This is a genomic window from Rhodococcus sp. IEGM 27 (assembly GCF_033142305.1).
GTDB lineage: Bacteria > Actinomycetota > Actinomycetes > Mycobacteriales > Mycobacteriaceae > Rhodococcus_F > Rhodococcus_F oxybenzonivorans.
In genome coordinates this window covers 12,483-28,757 of record NZ_JAWLSG010000004.1, presented here as the reverse complement: position 1 = coordinate 28,757, position 16,275 = coordinate 12,483, and the positions used below count along the sequence as shown (strand labels likewise).

15 protein-coding genes and 1 pseudogene are annotated in these 16,275 nt (G+C 64.9%); 9 read left to right on the top strand and 7 right to left on the bottom strand.

The genetic code is table 11. The annotated features are described in order from the left end of the window. The first annotated feature begins 139 nt into the window (after nt 1-139). The 5 genes from egtA (at nt 140) to R4P95_RS14970 (ending at nt 5,646) form a co-directional block, all read left to right on the top strand. The gene (gene egtA, locus R4P95_RS14990; RefSeq protein ID WP_213576892.1) at nt 140-1,357 is read left to right on the top strand and encodes an ergothioneine biosynthesis glutamate--cysteine ligase EgtA; all 1,218 of its coding nucleotides are present in this window, start codon (nt 140-142) and stop codon (nt 1,355-1,357) included. Further along, nucleotides 1,357-2,661, top strand: coding sequence for an ergothioneine biosynthesis protein EgtB (gene egtB / locus R4P95_RS14985; RefSeq protein WP_317746080.1), 1,305 nt, complete (start codon nt 1,357-1,359; stop codon nt 2,659-2,661). The genes egtA and egtB overlap by 1 nt, the downstream gene beginning before the upstream one ends. Before the next feature lies 1 nt (nt 2,662). Further along, a complete protein-coding gene (egtC, locus tag R4P95_RS14980) occupies nt 2,663-3,406 on the top strand; it encodes an ergothioneine biosynthesis protein EgtC (protein WP_317746081.1) in 744 nt (247 codons plus the stop codon). Continuing rightward, nucleotides 3,406-4,380: an L-histidine N(alpha)-methyltransferase gene (gene egtD, locus R4P95_RS14975; protein ID WP_213576895.1), complete on the top strand. Its 975-nt coding sequence runs from the start codon at nt 3,406-3,408 to the stop codon at nt 4,378-4,380. Before egtC ends, egtD begins: the two co-directional genes overlap by 1 nt. A gap of 72 nt (nt 4,381-4,452) precedes the next feature. Then, nucleotides 4,453-5,646, top strand: a complete 1,194-nt coding sequence (locus R4P95_RS14970; protein ID WP_213576896.1) for a PQQ-dependent sugar dehydrogenase — start codon at nt 4,453-4,455, stop codon at nt 5,644-5,646. Between the two features lie 9 nt (nt 5,647-5,655). Here R4P95_RS14970 and R4P95_RS14965 read toward each other — a convergent pair. The 7 genes and pseudogenes from R4P95_RS14965 to R4P95_RS14935 form a co-directional block, all read right to left on the bottom strand. Beyond that, a pseudogene (locus tag R4P95_RS14965) lies at nt 5,656-6,542 on the bottom strand (cyclase family protein). A 141-nt stretch (nt 6,543-6,683) separates the two neighbouring features. After that, nucleotides 6,684-7,271 (bottom strand): TetR/AcrR family transcriptional regulator, encoded by a 588-nt coding sequence (locus R4P95_RS14960; protein WP_317746082.1) that lies wholly within the window; start codon nt 7,269-7,271, stop codon nt 6,684-6,686. Further along, complete coding sequence (locus R4P95_RS14955) at nt 7,268-8,491, bottom strand: cytochrome P450 (protein ID WP_317746083.1); 1,224 nt, start codon at nt 8,489-8,491, stop codon at nt 7,268-7,270. The genes R4P95_RS14960 and R4P95_RS14955 overlap by 4 nt, the downstream gene beginning before the upstream one ends. A 148-nt stretch (nt 8,492-8,639) precedes the next feature. Then, nucleotides 8,640-9,191 (bottom strand): TetR/AcrR family transcriptional regulator, encoded by a 552-nt coding sequence (locus tag R4P95_RS14950; protein WP_397517724.1) that lies wholly within the window; start codon nt 9,189-9,191, stop codon nt 8,640-8,642. Nucleotides 9,192-9,492: 301 nt separating this feature from the next. After that, the gene (locus R4P95_RS14945) at nt 9,493-10,677 is read right to left on the bottom strand and encodes an acetyl-CoA C-acyltransferase (RefSeq protein WP_213576901.1); all 1,185 of its coding nucleotides are present in this window, start codon (nt 10,675-10,677) and stop codon (nt 9,493-9,495) included. 56 nt (nt 10,678-10,733) lie between these two features. Beyond that, the gene (locus tag R4P95_RS14940) at nt 10,734-11,543 is read right to left on the bottom strand and encodes a crotonase/enoyl-CoA hydratase family protein (RefSeq protein ID WP_317746085.1); all 810 of its coding nucleotides are present in this window, start codon (nt 11,541-11,543) and stop codon (nt 10,734-10,736) included. Nucleotides 11,544-11,758: 215 nt separating this feature from the next. Next, nucleotides 11,759-12,484 (bottom strand): enoyl-CoA hydratase/isomerase family protein, encoded by a 726-nt coding sequence (locus R4P95_RS14935; protein ID WP_213576903.1) that lies wholly within the window; start codon nt 12,482-12,484, stop codon nt 11,759-11,761. A gap of 314 nt (nt 12,485-12,798) precedes the next feature. Here R4P95_RS14935 and R4P95_RS14930 point away from each other — a divergent pair, with 314 nt between their 5' ends. The 4 genes from R4P95_RS14930 to R4P95_RS14915 all read left to right on the top strand — a co-directional run bounded on the left by R4P95_RS14930 (nt 12,799) and on the right by R4P95_RS14915 (nt 16,026). Then, on the top strand, nt 12,799-13,395 hold the full coding sequence (locus R4P95_RS14930) for a CGNR zinc finger domain-containing protein (RefSeq protein WP_317746086.1): 597 nt from the start codon (nt 12,799-12,801) through the stop codon (nt 13,393-13,395). 137 nt (nt 13,396-13,532) lie between these two features. Then, the gene (locus R4P95_RS14925; protein WP_317746087.1) at nt 13,533-14,657 is read left to right on the top strand and encodes an NADH:flavin oxidoreductase; all 1,125 of its coding nucleotides are present in this window, start codon (nt 13,533-13,535) and stop codon (nt 14,655-14,657) included. 338 nt (nt 14,658-14,995) lie between these two features. Next, nucleotides 14,996-15,463, top strand: a complete 468-nt coding sequence (locus tag R4P95_RS14920) for a tautomerase family protein (protein WP_317746088.1) — start codon at nt 14,996-14,998, stop codon at nt 15,461-15,463. Between the two features lie 158 nt (nt 15,464-15,621). Continuing rightward, on the top strand, nt 15,622-16,026 hold the full coding sequence (locus R4P95_RS14915) for an SCP2 sterol-binding domain-containing protein (protein ID WP_213576906.1): 405 nt from the start codon (nt 15,622-15,624) through the stop codon (nt 16,024-16,026). The last annotated feature ends 249 nt before the right edge of the window (nt 16,027-16,275 follow it).

The following is a 16,275-nucleotide window of genomic DNA, read 5'->3' as shown; positions in this document are numbered from 1 at the left end:
TACCTCCTGTTCAATGCGAATGGTGTCGAACGTACCGCGGCGGACTGACGAAAAGTATTGCCGTTCGCACGTGCATAGGTGGGCCCGGCGCTCTATCGTCGATAACGACGTTCAGGCGGCGCCCGAAAGGGAGGGTGGAATGGGTACTGCGATCCAGTCCGTCGAGGGAGTCGGTGTCACGTCTCGACCTGCCGCGGAGGCCTACATAGGCGGCGTCTGCTTCAAATTGGGTCCCCCGCAGCTGATCGGCGCGGAGTTGGAGTGGCTCACCGCGCAGGTGCCCGAATTCGTGCGTCCCGATCTGGCAGCTCTTGCGGACGCCCTCGGGCCGCACACTCCACGAACCATCGACCCTTCGTCACCAGCCGAGCCCCTCCCCGGCGGCAGCGCCGTCACTGTCGAACCGGGCGGACAGATCGAACTGTCCAGCGCTCCCTGCCGCTCCGCTCGCGAACTGTGTGACTACCTCTCCGCGGACTACGCCGTTCTCACCGATCTGCTGTCTACCCGGGCAATTCTCATGTCCTCCGAGGCGGCGGACACGCGCCGTCCTGCCCACCGGCTCCTTCAATTGCCGCGCTACTGCGCGATGGAGTCGCGCTTCCGGGAAATCGGCCCCTACGGGAAACTCATGATGTGCAATACCGCGGCCACGCAGGTCAGCGTCGACGCAGGCGCAGACTCAGCGGGCGTGGAGCAGCGTTGGCAGCTACTGCACGCTATCGGGCCTGCACTCATCGCGGCCTTCGCGTGCTCCCCTCGGTTGTATGGGGTGCCGGACGGGCAGTGGGCGTCGCAGCGGATGCGAACGTGGCTCGAACTCGATTCGCCTCGGACCGCCGGAACGCGGAACAGCGGCGACTACGCCCGCTGGGTGCTGGATGTACCGCTGCTGTGTGTCCGGGGCGACGGCGCCGACTGGACGGCGCCGCCGGAGGCGACATTCGGCGACTGGGTGGACGGGGCCCTGGACGACGTGATCGGACGCTCCCCGACTTTCGCGGATCTCGACTACCACCTCACGACCTTGTTCCCTCCTGTCCGGGCCGCCGGTTACCTCGAGGTGCGCTACCTCGACGCGCAGCCAGGAAATCTGTGGCGGGTGCCGGTCGCGGCAATCGACGCGTTGCTCTCGGGTCCGGGTGTCATGGCCGAGGCGCTTGCCGCCGCTCTTCCGACGTCGGAGCGTTGGCGCGATGCCGCCGAGTTCGGCCTGGCCGACCTCGAATTGCGCGCAGCGGCAACGGCTCTGTTGTCGCTGGCGGCGTCGTATTCGCCGGACCCGGAGTTCGTCCGACTTCTCGATGCCGCCGCCGAACGATGTTGCCGGGGCCACGCTCCGGGCGAGGAGAGCTGATGGGAACCCGCGAGAAGGTCGAGGCTGTGCTCACCCGTGCACGTCGGCGAACCGCCGGACTGACGGACTGCCTGGACGACTCCGACCTCGTCGCGCAGCATTCGCCGCTGATGAGCCCACTGGTCTGGGACCTCGCCCACATCGGTAATCAAGAGGAATTGTGGCTCGTGCGCGATGTCGGAGGCCGTGAACCGGTCCGTAGTGACATCGACGAGTTGTACGACGCGTTCAAGCATTCCCGGCGCTCCCGCCCCTCGTTGCCACTGCTGAATCCGGCCGAAGCGCGGCACTATGTCCGTACAGTCCGGGACAAGGCCTGGGATGTCCTCGACAGCAGCACCTTTCGGGGTAGGCCGCTCGAGGAACACGGATTCGCCTTCGGCATGATCGCCCAGCACGAGCAGCAGCACGCCGAGACGATGCTCGCCACCCACCAACTGCGTTCCGGAGCGCCGGTTCTCACTGCGGACGCCGCGCCGCGTGTCGGGGTGCCGGTGACCGAGAACGAAATCATCATCCCAGCTGGAATATTCACGATGGGCGCGTCGGACGACCCCTGGGCGCTGGACAACGAGCGCCCGGCACACTCGGTGTACGTGCCGGCCTTCGAAATCGACGCCGTTCCCGTCACCAACGGTCGTTACCTCGAGTTCATGGACGACGGCGGATATCGTCGCCCCGAACTGTGGAGTGAGCGTGGGTGGGCGCACCGCTGTGAGGCGGCACTCGAAGCGCCGCAGTTCTGGGAGAGCGACGGCCGGGGCGCTTGGTGGCGCCGGGTGTTCGGGGTGCCCGAACCACTTCACCCGCAGGAACCGGTGGTACATGTCTGCTTCTTCGAGGCCGAGGCGTTCGCACGGTGGGACGGCAAGCGACTGCCTACCGAGGCCGAGTGGGAAAAAGCTGCTCGATGGGATCCCACCACGGGACGCTCCCGCCGGTTTCCGTGGGGTGACAGCGATCCGGACGACTCGTCGGCCAATCTCGGACAGCGATTCCTCGGACCGGCTGTGGTGGGAGCGTACCCGTCGGGGGCGTCGCCTCTCGGTGTCCACCAACTCGTCGGTGACGTCTGGGAATGGACGTCCTCACCCTTCGAGCCGTATCCCGGATTCACGGCGTTCCCGTACCGCGAGTACTCGGAGGTGTTCTACGGCGGGGATTACCGGGTACTGCGTGGTGGTTCGTTCGGTACCGATCCTGTGGCATGCCGCGGCACGTTCCGGAACTGGGACCACCCGATCCGACGGCAGATCTTCTCTGGTTTCCGGTGTGCACGCGATATTTCGGGAGACGAACGCTGATATGTGCCGCCACCTGGGATATCTGGGACCGGATGTATCCGTCGGCGAGCTCATCGGCTGGGGTGAGAACTCGCTGCTGCGCCAGTCATGGGTGCCTCGGGACATGCGCCACGGCGGAACGATCAACGCGGACGGATTCGGTGTCGGGTGGTGGGGACAGGACGCCTTCTCCCGCTACCGCAGCCAGCAGCCGCTGTGGTCCGATCCGGTACTACGGGAGACGCTGCCCCAGATACGGTCCGGCGCAGTGGTGGCCGCGACCAGGTCGGCAACGGTGGGTATGCCCGTGCAGGCCACGGCTTGCGCGCCGTTCACCGATCGGACGTGGGCGTTCAGCCACAACGGTCTGGTGAAGGGGTGGCCCGAGACACTCGGACCGCTCGCCGAGCAGCTTCCGGTGACAGACCTCCTGCAACTCGAGGCGCCGACCGATTCGGCTGCGCTGTGGTTACTGCTGCAACGAGCGCTCGCGGAGCAGGGACCGGAGAAGGCACTCACCACGCTGGTTCGTGCCGTCGACGCGGCCGCACCGAAGTCGCGCCTGAATTTTCTGCTCGGTGACGGCCGCGAGCTGTGGGCCACCACCTGGGATCACTCACTGTCAGTGCTCGTCGACGACGACAGGGCAATCGTCATGTCCGAACCCTTCGACGACGATCCCGGGTGGCAGCCGGTACCGGATCGGCACATCGTGTACGCCCGCCCAGGACATCTGATGATCACGCCGCTCGAGATGGGAGTCTGATGACCACCGCACCGACCCTCGAGGTGTATCTGGAACCGGATCAGCTGAAGGACGCACTCCGCAAGGATGCGACCGTGGGGCTGACGTCGAATCCGAAGTGGCTGCCGCCCAAGTGGTTCTACGACGCGCGCGGAAGTGAGCTGTTCGAACAGATCACCGCGTTGCCGGAATACTTCCCGACGCGCACCGAGCGAGAACTGCTCCGGCAACGGTCGGGGGAGATCGCCGAGGTGGCGGCACCGGAAATTCTGGTGGAGCTCGGCTCCGGCTCCTCCGAGAAGACGCGGTTGCTACTCGAAGCAGGAACCCGACACGGAACCCTCCATACGTATGTGCCGCAGGATGTCTCGGTGTCGGCGCTGCAGGGCGCCGCCGAGCAGATCGGGACCGAATTCCCCCGCCTTACCGTCCACGGCGTGGTCAGCGACTTCACCGAGTCGCTGCATCACCTTCCGCGGGGCGGTCGCCGCATGATCGCCTTTCTCGGGGGCACACTCGGTAACATGGTCCCGGGCGAGCGGGCCGAGTTTCTCGCCGGAATCGCCGACGTGCTCGAGCCAGGGGAACATCTGCTCCTCGGAGTCGGACTGGTCACCGACCCTGCAGTCCTGGTCCCGGCGTACGACGACGCGGCCGGTGTGACGGCGCAGTTCAACCTCAATGTGCTGCGGGTCCTGAACGGTCAGCTCGACGCAGACTTCCCGTTGGACGCGTTTCGGCACATAGCGCTGTGGGACGCCGGTAACGAGTGGATCGAGATGAGGCTCGAAGCTCAGCGCGCCCTGTCCGTCCGGGTTGCGGCACTCGACCTGGACGTCGAGTTCGCTCGCGGCGAGCAGATGCGCACGGAGATTTCCGCGAAGTTCACGCTCCCCGGAATCACGGGGGAACTGGCCGCGGCCGGTTTCGAGGTCGAACGCACGTGGAGCGACCCGGACGACCGCTTCGCCCTGGTGTGCGCAACACGGTCCTGACCGACAAGATCAACTTCGGGTCTCTGCACGCCTATAGTGACCGGCATACCGCAGTCGACCCGAGGAGTATCCGTGCGTCAGTCCAAGCTCGCCGCCCTCGCTCTCGCTACCACAGCCGTTCTCGGTCTTCCGGCAGCGCAGGCTTCGGCGCAGCCGTCGCCGTTCCCGTTCGACACGGGCAGCCTCGGGTCCGGCAGTGGCGACCCTGAAATTCCGACGGAGGACACCCTCCCGGACCTGACCGTCACCCCGCTCCTCGAGGGACTCGATCATCCCTGGGATGCGGTGCAGGCCCCGGACGGTGCCGTGCTCACAGGCCAGCGGTCGGGTGGTTTCTTCGTCCGTCGCGCCGACGGATCGACCGGTCCGGTCGCCGCGGACCTCGCCGACCTGTACGTGCAGAGTGAGACGGGATTGATGGGGATCGCGCTGGCTGCGGATTTCGCGCAGTCCCGAAGGCTGTACACCTGCCAGGGATTCCAGGGTGGCGGGGTCACCGACATCCGGATCCAATCGTGGACCGTCGACTCGGCATGGACGGAGTTGACCCGCGGTGCCGCGGTGCTCACCGGTATACCCGTCCAGGACGGGCGCCATGGGGGATGCCGAATTCTGACTGCCGCCGACGGCACCCTTTTCGTGGGCACGGGAGATACCGCAGCACCGGGCGTGCCTCAGGACCCGAACTCGTTAGGCGGTAAAACCCTTCACATCAACCCGGACGGGACACCGGCCGCGGGAAATCCGAATGCCGACAGTCCCGTCTACACACTCGGTCATCGCAATGCCCAAGGTCTCGCGCAGCAACCCGGCACGGGCCGTGTCTATGCCGTCGACCAGGGCACAACTCGGGACGACGAGGTCAACTTGCTCGTCGCCGGTGGCAATTACGGATACAAGCCGGACCGCATCCCCGGCATCTACGACGAATCCGTACCCATGACCGACCCGGTCCGGGTACCGGGTGCGATTGCCGCGGTGTGGAGTTCGGGCAGCACGACGCTGGCTACGGGGAGTGGCGCATTCGTCTCCGGTTCGGGTTGGGGACCGTGGAACGGCGCATTCGTCATGGGCGGGCTCAAGACGAAGCAGCTGATTTTCCTTCGCCTGGCCGCCGACGGCCAGTCGGTGACGGCTCAGACGTTCGGACTGCAGGATCAGTACGGTCGGCTCCGCTCCGTCACCCCCACTCCGGACGGCTCGCTGCTCGTCACCACCGACAACGGTGACACCGACCAGGTACTCCGGGTGACACCGCAAGGGTGACGGCGGGGTTCAGATCCAGGCGAGGACTCGGCACGGTCCACCCGACCCACCGGCATGAGTAGGTGCGCCGACCATGACGGTGGCGCCCGCCGGCGGTATCTGTGACAGATTTGCGAGCACTTCCACCGCGTACTTGCCGGCGCCCAGCGCGCCGAGGTGAGCGCCGAACGTGGTGCTGCGCCCGGCGTCGATGCTCAGGGTGTCTGAGCCGAGCCCGACGATGTCGCGCTCGCGGAGCAGGAAGTCGACGGCGTCCGGGTCGAATCCGGGTGTGCGCTGGACGCCTGCGGCGTCTACATTGACGAATGCTCCTGGTTGTCCTACGCGATCCGCCCACCCCGAGTGATCGCCACGAGGCAGCGGTCGGGCAGCGTTCCGTGGTCGGACTCCCAGTCCACAATGTCCTGCCGGGTCAGCAGGGCGTCGTTGTCGGTGTGTGCACGCGCAGCGATGTCGATGACAGCGATCGGTGCCACCAGGTCGCGGGGCGGAATCTGTTCGACCGTGATGCCGTCCGCGTTCGCATGGGCTGGAGCGTCGATGTGGGTGCCGGTGTGCTCGTCGAGGCGTAGTTCGTTCTTGTAGAACACGCTTGTGGCTCCGGGGGCGAGAGACCCCAGTGATCCCGTGCCACCGCCGATCTGCGCCAGACTTCGCATCTCGAGGCCCTGCGAGCCAGGCCAGACCGGGAAGCCGGCACGGAGTACGTGCGTGAGATCGACGATCGGCCCCTCAGGCGGCGCCACCTGAGGCACGGGCGCAGCGGACACCGAACCTGCCGTGGACGCTGCGAGCGCCGCCGCACCCAACGCCCCGAACATGGCACGACGAGTCATCTGTGGGCCGCGGCCCTCGATCGCTCCGTACACGTGGTTCATGATCCGTGGTGAGCACATCACGGCTCCTTCAGTGGGGGACGCGCTTCCGACGCATCATAAGCGCTGGTGCGCAGGTTCCCTCCGATTCCGCGTCAGTCCACCCAAGGCCTGCCCTGCCCTGCCCCCCATCCCGACCGCACGAACGGGACGTTCGTTGCGTCAGATCGAACGAACGTCCCGTTCGTGTGGGCCGGCGATGACGGGCGCGACGAACTGCTCGATCATGGCGCGCTCGTCGTCGTCGTCGACTCCGGGAACGGTGAGCAGCGAGACGATGACGCGCACGAGCCACCGCGCTCGGCGTGACGTCTCCTCGCCACCCACTCCCGTCTGCCCGAGGAAGGCGGCGCCCAGCGACTCGATGACCTCCGAGGAGTGCGCAATCTGTGCGGCAAGTCCCGAGTCGCCCAACTGGAACCATGCGGCCAAGGTGGGGTCGCGGCGGACGAGCCGGATCGCCGTGAGCATCGCCTCGACGATCACGGTCTGCGGGTCGGCGGTGCCCGAGACGTCTTGTGCGATCAGCGCACCGATGCGGCGGGCCTCGCGATGGACGAAGGCGAGTTGCAAAGCCTGACGGCTGTCGAAGTAACGGTAGAGGGTGGCGCGCGAACACCCTGCGGCCCGGGCAACCTCGGCCATCCCGACGGCGTTGATGCCGTTCTCGACGTACAACTGGGCCGCGACATCGAGGATGCGTTCGGCGGCGACGCGGGGACGTTCGTCGCGCATCCAGTCCCCGGTCACGATCCGCGCACCGTGAACGGGATACTCGTCGGGCGGCGCACGTAGTTGCCTTCCGCGTAGACGACGGCATCGATGTCGACGGTGAAGTCGGGGCAGCGGGCGAGCAGCTCCTCCAGGGCGATGCGTGCCTGCATTCGGGCAGCGGCTGCCCCGAGGCAGTGGTGGGCCCCGTGACTGAACGTCAGAATCTGCTTCGGTCGTCGTTGCACGTCGACCTCTTCGGCGTCGGATCCGAACTGGCGCGGGTCGCGGTTCGCTGCACCGTACAGCAGCAACGTCTTTCGCCCCTCCGGGATGACGGTGCCCTCGATCTCGACGTCCCTCGTGGTGGTGCGGGCGAGGCCTTGCACCGGCGACGTCAGACGCAGGAGTTCTTCGACGGCATCGCCGATGAGTTCGGGGCGGTCGATGAGCAGTTGCCGTTCGTCGCGGCGCTCCGTCAGCAATTGCACTGCTCCGCCGAGCATTCCGGTGGTGGTGTCGTTGCCGCCCGTCACCATCGTGAAGGCGAATCCGAGGACCGAGAGCAAACCTTCCACGTCGCCGTCGGCGCCCATCCCGCCGGCGACGAGGTGGGAGATCGTATCGTCTTCGGGTTCGGTGCGACGACGCTCGATCAGCGTGGAGAAGTACGTCATCAACTCAGTGATTGCATCGGTCGCGTTCAGGGTGCCGCCCTGGGCGTTGGCCGCCACGATCGCCTCGGTCCAGCCGTCGAACCGGTCCCGGTCTTCTTCGGGAAACCCGAGGTAGTGGGCGACGACCATGCTGGGCAAGGGTTTGAACAGCTCCTTCACCACGTCGTCCTCGCCGATCTCGCGGAGCCGCTCGATCCGCTGCACCACGAATTCCCGGACGGCGGGCTCCACGGCGGTGACCTGGCGTGGTGTGAAACCTTTCGACACCAGCCGCCGGAACGCGGTGTGATCGGGCGGGTCGAGCATCACCAGGGGAGGGTTGTCCTGCAGCCCGATTTTCTCCAGCTCGCCGTAGGTGGTGGTGAGTCCGGAAGCGGAAGAGAACGTGTCCGAGTCCCGCGCGGCAGCGTAGACATCCGCGTACCGCGACAGCACCCAGTAGTCGTGCCCCGGGTCGTCCGAGGGGACGACGTGGTGCACAGGATCGTGATCGCGCAACTGCGCGTACATCTGCCACGGGTCGCGCCACGAGTCGCCCGACCTCGGCACGAAGGACACGCTGTTCGACACATTTGTGGTCATGTATCGATAGTGAGACACATGGGGAAATGTGTCAACCGTCACGATGCGTCGAGGAATGGCTCGGTTGTGCGTGTAGGCCCTTCCGATGTCGGATGACGCACCCGGCACCAGGTGCCACCGGCCGCGTCCACGCGCCGATCGCGATGGCTTAAGTGAGGATGACCGGGATGGTCGCGCAGACGGACCGGAGTGACTCGGCATTGCGGGTGGACAGCGCCACCACGAACGCGCCCTGAATCAGGGCGAGGAGTGCGTCGGCCAGTTCCTGGGGACTCCGATCGGCCCGGACATCTCCGTCGGCTTGGCCTCGAGTGAGGATGTCGCAGAGGCTGGAGTGCCAGATTCGAAGGTCTTCGTCGAGGTGGTGCCGAAAGGACTCGGAAGTGGCGGCTACTTCGGTGGAGAATTTGCCGACCAAGCACGCCCGTTGAAACCCGGAGCCGATGAAACCGTCGGCCATTGCGTCGAAATAGCCGGTCAGTTTCTCCACCGTGCCGAGTCCGGGGCGAACTGCCCAGGAGGCGAGCAAGTCCATCTGGAAGGAACAGTATCGCTCCAGTACAGCTCGGCCGAACGCCTCTTTGGACCCGAAGTGGTGGTAGAACGATCCCTTCGGAACGCCGGTCGAATGGAGTAGGGCATCGACGGTCGTGCCGCTGAAACCCTGGGCATAGAACTCGGTCATGCCCTGTCGGAGCAGTCGCTCTTTGTGTGGGAGGTCTTTGTGGTTGCGCCGCTCGCCGTCAGGTTTCCGGCTGTCGTGCTTTGTCGTCGACTCCCGCATGGTGGCACCCGCCTGTCCCGATCGAAAAGATCTAGACCATCCAGTCTAGACAAGGATGGTTCAGGTCCTCGTGGTCGGTGTGAAAATCACGTTCCCGACCTTCCCGTACTGAGGAAAGCGCGGGACTTGGGTTCGCGGCGATCCGGCGGGTCGACAGCCGGATCGCCGCAAGACTCGGTGCGGCCAGTGAGCCGACTTCGAAATCAGGCTGTGCCGATTACAGGGCAACCTCGAACAGACCGGCACCACCCAGGCCGGTCGCGGCGCACATCGTCACGACGACGTACTTCGCGCCGCGCCGCTTGCCTTCGATCAGGGCGTGTCCCGCCATGCGGGCTCCGCTCATGCCGTAGGGGTGGCCGATCGAAATGGCGCCACCGTTCACGTTGAGAAGTTCGTCGGGGATGCCCAGCTTGTCACGGCAGTAGACCGCCTGAACCGCGAAGGCCTCGTTGAGCTCCCACAGACCGATATCGTTGACGCTCAGGCCGAAACGGTCCAGCAACGCCGGTACCGCGTACACGGGCGCGATGCCCATCTCGTCGGGTTCGACGCCGACACTGGTGTAGCCACGGAAGTATCCGAGCGGCTCGATACCTTCTTTTTCCGCGGTGTCGCGATTCATCACGATGACCGCCGACGCACCATCGGAGAGCTGGCTTGCGTTACCCGCCGTGACACACCCATCGGCACGCATCACCGGCTTCAGGGACTGCAGGCCTTCCAACGTGGTGCTGGGCCGGTTGCCTTCATCGTGTGTGAGGGTCACGGTACTGAACGATTCCTCGCCAGTTTCCTTGTTGACGACTCGCTTGACCGATTCCATCGGAACGATCTCGTTGTCCAGCAGACCTGCGGCCTGGGCGGCGGCCGTACGCTGCTGGCTCTGGAACGAAAACTCGTCCTGAGACTCCCGGCTCACGCCGTAGCGATCGTAGACCACCTCGGCCGTTTCAATCATGTGCATGTAGTAGTCGGGCTTGTTCTGCCTGATCCACGGCTCTTCGATCATGAAGTCGTAGCCCGGGACCTGAATCATGCTGATCGATTCGACGCCGCCGGCGGCGACCACATCGAGCCCCTCTTGGAGCACGCGATAGGAACCCGCGACAATCGCTTCCAACCCCGACGTGCAGAACTTACTGACGGTGATTGCCGGTGTCGTGACAGGGATTCCGGCGCGGATCGCGATCTGACGCGCGATGTCACCGCTTTGCACTCCGGTCGTGAGCGCCGCTCCCATCACGACGTCCTGGACGCGGGACGGCTCGAGTCCGGCCTTCTTCAGCGCGTGCTCGACGGCGTGCCCGCCGAGAGTCGCACTATGCGTATTGTTGAACGCGCCGCGGTAGGCTTTCCCGATCGGGGTGCGCGCCGTCGAGACGATTGCTGCTTCTCTCATGATTCTTCTGTCCTTCGATGGTGGATGTCGAGCTGTTCTTTTCGGTGCGTGCCGACTCAGCTGCCGGTGTAAACGCCGGCCCGGCGCTCCTTGAACGAAACGATGCCTTCGGCGGCATCGCTGGTTCCGATGATTTCGGTGCGGAGTGGGGGAATCATCTCGAAAGCGGCGGCCAACCCCTCCTCGGCGGCACGACGGGAAACGGCCAGCGAATGACGCACGCCCCTGGGCGCCGCGGCCGCGATCTCGTTGGCCAGCTCCAGGGCTCGATCGAAGAGCTGCTCCGCCGGAACGACCTCCTGCACCAGGCCGATCCGGTGCGCCTCTGTCGCATCCAGGTGGTGGCCGGTGAGCAGGTATCGCTGAGCGTTCGCGTAGCCGACACTCGCCGCCCACCGGGCCGCGCCGCCCTCGAAGGCGAACACGCCACGCAGAACCTCTGGCTGACCGAACAGCGTGCCCTCGGCGGCGACGATGAACTCGCCCGCGAGCGCGAGCTCGAGCCCACCTGCGAAGCACATGCCGTGCACAGCGGTGATCAGCGGCTTCGATAACCGGGCACCCTCGAGACCGAACGGGTCGTACTGCCCTTCGCCGTAGGAGAGTGAGTCACTTTCGATAAGTTCCTTCAACTGCGTCAAATCAGCGCCGGCGCAGTACGATCCGCCCTCCCCGTACAACACGGCGCAGCGCAGATCGTCGTCGTTGTCGTAGCGCTTGTATGCCTCGGCCAGGGCGTCGAGCATCTCTCCGGTCAGCGCGTTCCGCTTGTCCGGTCGATTCAGACCGATCAACAACACGTTTCCGCGTACCTCGGTCGTGATGGTGCTGGACTTCACGCCAGCTGCGATCGTAGATTCAGGCATTCTTTACGCTCCTTCTGTTGGACAAACTGCAGCCCACCCAAGGGCGAGCTCTTGTTGGCGGGACGAACGTCGCCGGTTCGGTTCTTCCGATATCGGCAACGCGGCTAACTGAAAATAGAGATCGGCCATGACGCGGCCCGTCAGCTCTGCGCCGCCGCCAGAGTGTTGGGTCCGACAGGCCTTTGTTTATCGCCGCCGGGGGAGCCGGCCACAACTCAATTGAGAAAATGCGCAATCGCGGCCTTGGCTTCTGTTGAATGGCAACGTTTTCGGAAAAACTCTGCTTCCTCGTCGATTACCTGGAGGATTTCGAGTCGGTCGCGATGGAGAAGGCGTTTGGTGATCCGCACCGATTCGGTGGGCAGTTCCTGAAGAGAGCTTGCGGTCTCGAGGGCAGCAGCGAGTGCGGTCCCGTCGGCGACTGCGCGGTTGATGAGACCGGCCTCTTCTGCCCGCTTCGAGGTGAATTTCTTTCCAAGCATCAGCAACTCGGTGGCCAGTTTGACACCGGCGATACGGGGCAACACAAGTGTTGTGGCGCCTTCAGGGGTCAGGCCTAGAGTGACAAACGGCAGCGAGAAGACGGTCGAACTGCCCGCGAAAGCTAAGTCGCAGTGCAGGAGCATGCTCGCCCCGATGCCGACCGCAAATCCCTCGACTGCCGCGACAATCGGTTTCTCTGTCGCGACCAAGGTACGCAGAAGATCGAATGCAGCCATCGAATCGGGCTGATCCCGAAAATCGACAAGATCATTGCCGGCGGTGAAAACGCCACCACTACCCGTAATGACGATGACGCGTACTTCGTGGTCGCGGTCGGCCTCCACAATGCCCTCGGCCAGTGCAACATAGGTTTCGATATCGAAGGCGTTGCGTTTGGCTGGTCTGTCGATTGTCAACAGGCGAATGCCGGGTTCCACGGTATCGGTAATGAGGGACATCTTGTTCCTTCGAGGTTTGGTGCCCAAATATGGTGCGGCCAGCGGCGGACCTACACATTTGCCGAAAATGCGGCCGCGCGGCCGATGAAGTGCACTGAGCCGGTGTCGATGGCCACGCGTTCGGCATTCGAAGTGCGCCGCCGCGCGGGCGACGATGCACTGCAATCCCCGCCCGACCGCGCTTTAGACTATGTCGTCTAGACCAGACCGTCAAGAGCGGAGGCTGAAAAAGCGTCGGCTCGATGGGTATCGAACGAGTGACCTAACCGATTACAGTCATGTCAATGGAACACAAGCCCGGAGAAGGCTCAGCCGTGACTTGGTCTGCCTGTGCGCGGTACGAGATTGCGCCGGCGCCGGCCGGGTTGGCGCTGGTGCACGACTTCGTCAACACGATCTCGACCGGACGCCCGCGAGAGATCGACCTACTCGGCAGGCTTCCTGACGCACAGGCCTGGCTCGATCGAGCGCTGGCGACCTGGGCGGCGCGATCAGGGCAGTCGGCTGCGCCGGTCCGTCTCGCCGCCCATGACCTGGAGGAACTTGTCGGGCTGCGCTCCGAATTGCTGCAGCTACTCGAGCCGCGCGTTGGCGGCGGTGGTCACGATGCACCGGCAGTTCATGTCGCGGCGGCGGCCATACGGCTCGATCGCGGTGGACAGGCGGTTCTCGAGCCCCGCGGCCAAGGGTGGCGGTACTTCGCCGCCGTGGTCTTGCTCGAGGTCTTCCAGGCCCAACAGGCGGGCGCGTGGCGCCGACTCAAGATCTGCCGAAATACGCGCTGCGGTGCGGCTTTCTACGATTCCTCGCGCAATAACAGTGCGGTGTGGCATTCCGCCAAGCTGTGCGGAAACCCGGAGAACCTGCGTGCGCACAGGGCCCGTCAGCGCGCCCGAACCTCCGAATCGTAGTGCGCCGAGACAGCGAGTGTGCATAGTCGCTCGTGAGGTGGGGCGATGAAATGGTGCCATGGTGTGAAATGACCAAAACTGATACGGTCATTTCTTGCTTGCTTAGCCGGCATCTTCGGATCCTCAGGAGGAAACACGTGACCACAACCCCAGGTGTCGTGCGGACAGCGCAGGTTCTCGGGCGCCCCTTCAGTGTTGGTGACCTGGTAGTACCCAACCGCATCGTCATGGCGCCGCTGACGCGGTACTTTTCGCCGGGCGGAGTCCCCGGCGATGACGTGGCCCAGTATTACGCGCGTCGCGCTGCCGCGGACGTCGGCCTGATCATCACCGAGGGGACGTTGGTGCAGCACGCCTCATCAGGCACCAGCGAGCGGGTCCCACGCTTCTGGGGCGGCGAAGCCCTCGCCGGTTGGCGGAATGTGGTGTCGGCTGTGCACCAGGCCGGAGGAAAGATAATTCCCCAACTTTGGCACGTGGGCTCTACTCGCACCGAAGGGGCGGGACCCATCAGTGCAGCGCCGCCCGTGGGTCCTTCCGGTTTGGCCCTCGATGGTGTGCCCCACGGAATTGCACTCAGTGCCGCTGACATCGATGACGTCATCGGAAGCTTCGCCACCGCGGCTGCGGCCGCCCAGGACCTGGGATTCGACGGTCTGGAACTGCACGGTGCCCACGGCTACCTCGTTGACCAATTCCTCTGGGAACGGACCAATCGGCGTACCGATGCCTATGGCGGTGACCTCGCATCCAGGGTTCGCTTCGCCGCCGAGGTCGTCGAGGCCGTCCGGGCGGCAGTCACACCCGGATTCCCTATCTTCTTCCGGCTGTCGCAGTGGAAGTCGGGACAGTTCGACGCGCGTATCGCCCACACGCCCACGGAACTGGAGGCAATCTTGGCCCCGCTGGCCGACGCCGGTGTCGATGTTTTCCACGCTTCTACTCGCCGCTACTGGCTTCCGGAGTTCGAAGGCAGCGACCTGAATCTTGCCGGCTGGGCCAAGAAAGTCACTGGTAAAGCATCGGTTACGGTCGGATCCGTCGGTCTGGACAAGGAATTCGCCGGGCCTGATGGCAGACCAACGAAGTCTGCGGTCGCGGACATCGCTGAACTGCTCGACCGTGCTGAACGCGATGAATTCGACCTCGTTGCAGTCGGCCGCGCGCTGATCGCCGACCCCGAGTGGGCGCGCAAAGCGCTCGCGGGTCGCCTGAACGATGCCGATCCCTACGACGCCGCGCTCCTCGAGTCTCTCGACTGACTTCCGCGTCGAGGTGACTCTCGATCCAAGCCTGCACCGCAAGCCTTCTCGACACGACAAGGTTTGCATGATCGAGTTGGCGGTATCACTCTCTCGCGCAGCATGAATCAACGAGACGCCGGCCACATTGCCGACGTGCTTACATCGAAACAATAAACGGTTCTTCGACGGCCGGATCCGGGCAAGTTCGCCTGGACCGGCCGTTGTGCGCGTTATTGGCATACCTCGTCGGCGCGGTTCCCGGGCGTAGAAATACCGTCACCCGTCGCCCTGGTCCTATTGACGGGGACGTGGCGTTCGTAATCTTGGTTGTGGCTTAGACCACACCGATGGCCAGGATGCCAGCTTCGAAGGACAGGGAGAACGACATGCCGATGTGGAAGATTTACGTGCCCGAAGGTGCGTACAGCAAGGAACAGAAGAAGGCGTTCACGGATGCGATCACCGACACCTACGTGGACTTCGCGGGGCTGCCGCGGTTCTACGTCGTGGTTGTGTTCCACGACCAGCCGGCCGACTCCATCTGGGTCGGCGGGGAACCGGCGAACGATTTCGTCCGCATCACGATCGATCACATTGCCCGCCGTATGCCGGATTCGGACGATTTCCGGGATATGACCATGGCCGCTTTCGAGGACACAATCGCGCCCCACGTCAAGGACCGCGGTTTCCGCTGGGAGATCCATATGGATGAAACCCCGATCCAACTGTGGCGGACCAATGGGATCAAGCCGCCGCCCGCAGATTCGGACGCGGAGCGGGAATGGGTGCGCCTGAACGCCGCCGCCGAGTGGGAGATGGTCTAGCGGCTCGAGCCGCATCAAGGGTGGGCGTCTGCGTAGATACGCGCCGGACATTTCGACTACCCGACCGCGTCAACACATCCGAACCTTTCACTATGAGTTCACAGGCAACGTCGTTGCCGCCCGGTCGTGCCACGGCCGTCACGAGAGGAATCAAGAGAATGTCCCCATCGCCCAGCGCCGAGGACCTGTACAAGTTCATCGGACTGACGTTCGAACAGGCCAAGAGCGACCCGAAAATCGTCGAGAAGCTTTCGAGCACCAAGGGAGTGCTCAAGGTGCTCACCACCGAGCCCAACGGCGTCGTGATCATCGACATCTCGGGCATGACCGCCGTCCAGGGCAGCGCCGACGCTGAGTCGGACTGCACCCTCCGCATGACCGGTGAATACGCGAACCGTTTCTGGCAGGGCGACCTGAATCTCCTCTTGTCCGTGACGTCGGGCGCGATCGGCATCGAAGGGAAGATGGCCACCTTGGCCAAGGCCATTCCGGCAGCCAAGGAACTCTTCCCGACGTACATCAAGCTGCTGACGGACGCCGGCCGAGCGGACCTTCTCGTGTGATGATGCTTTTCGAACGATGGAACACCGCGTCGTGATGGACGATTCGGTCTCGGGGGGGGGGCGGCCGCCCGGGGGCGGGCGCCCCCGCCCCCGCGGCGCGGGGGGGGGGCGGTCGGGGGGGGGGGGGGGGCCCGGGGGGGGGCGGCGGGGCCGGGCGCGGTGCGCCCCGCGGCCGCGGCGCCCCCGCCGCGCCCGCGCCCCACGGCACACCCCCCCCCCCCCCCCCCACCAGGCTCACACACCCACCCC

Excerpts from the sequence above, each read along its gene's own strand:
- egtA (WP_213576892.1), top strand. The coding sequence starts at position 140 with ATGGGTACTGCGATCCAGTCCGTCGAGGGAGTCGGTGTCACGTCTCGA.
- egtB (WP_317746080.1), top strand. The coding sequence starts at position 1,357 with ATGGGAACCCGCGAGAAGGTCGAGGCTGTGCTCACCCGTGCACGTCGG.
- egtC (WP_317746081.1), top strand. The coding sequence starts at position 2,663 with ATGTGCCGCCACCTGGGATATCTGGGACCGGATGTATCCGTCGGCGAG.
- egtD (WP_213576895.1), top strand. The coding sequence starts at position 3,406 with ATGACCACCGCACCGACCCTCGAGGTGTATCTGGAACCGGATCAGCTG.
- R4P95_RS14955 (WP_317746083.1), bottom strand. The coding sequence starts at position 8,491 with ATGACCACAAATGTGTCGAACAGCGTGTCCTTCGTGCCGAGGTCGGGC.
- R4P95_RS14945 (WP_213576901.1), bottom strand. The coding sequence starts at position 10,677 with ATGAGAGAAGCAGCAATCGTCTCGACGGCGCGCACCCCGATCGGGAAA.
- R4P95_RS14940 (WP_317746085.1), bottom strand. The coding sequence starts at position 11,543 with ATGCCTGAATCTACGATCGCAGCTGGCGTGAAGTCCAGCACCATCACG.
- R4P95_RS14935 (WP_213576903.1), bottom strand. The coding sequence starts at position 12,484 with ATGTCCCTCATTACCGATACCGTGGAACCCGGCATTCGCCTGTTGACA.
- R4P95_RS14920 (WP_317746088.1), top strand. The coding sequence starts at position 14,996 with ATGCCAGCTTCGAAGGACAGGGAGAACGACATGCCGATGTGGAAGATT.
- R4P95_RS14915 (WP_213576906.1), top strand. The coding sequence starts at position 15,622 with ATGTCCCCATCGCCCAGCGCCGAGGACCTGTACAAGTTCATCGGACTG.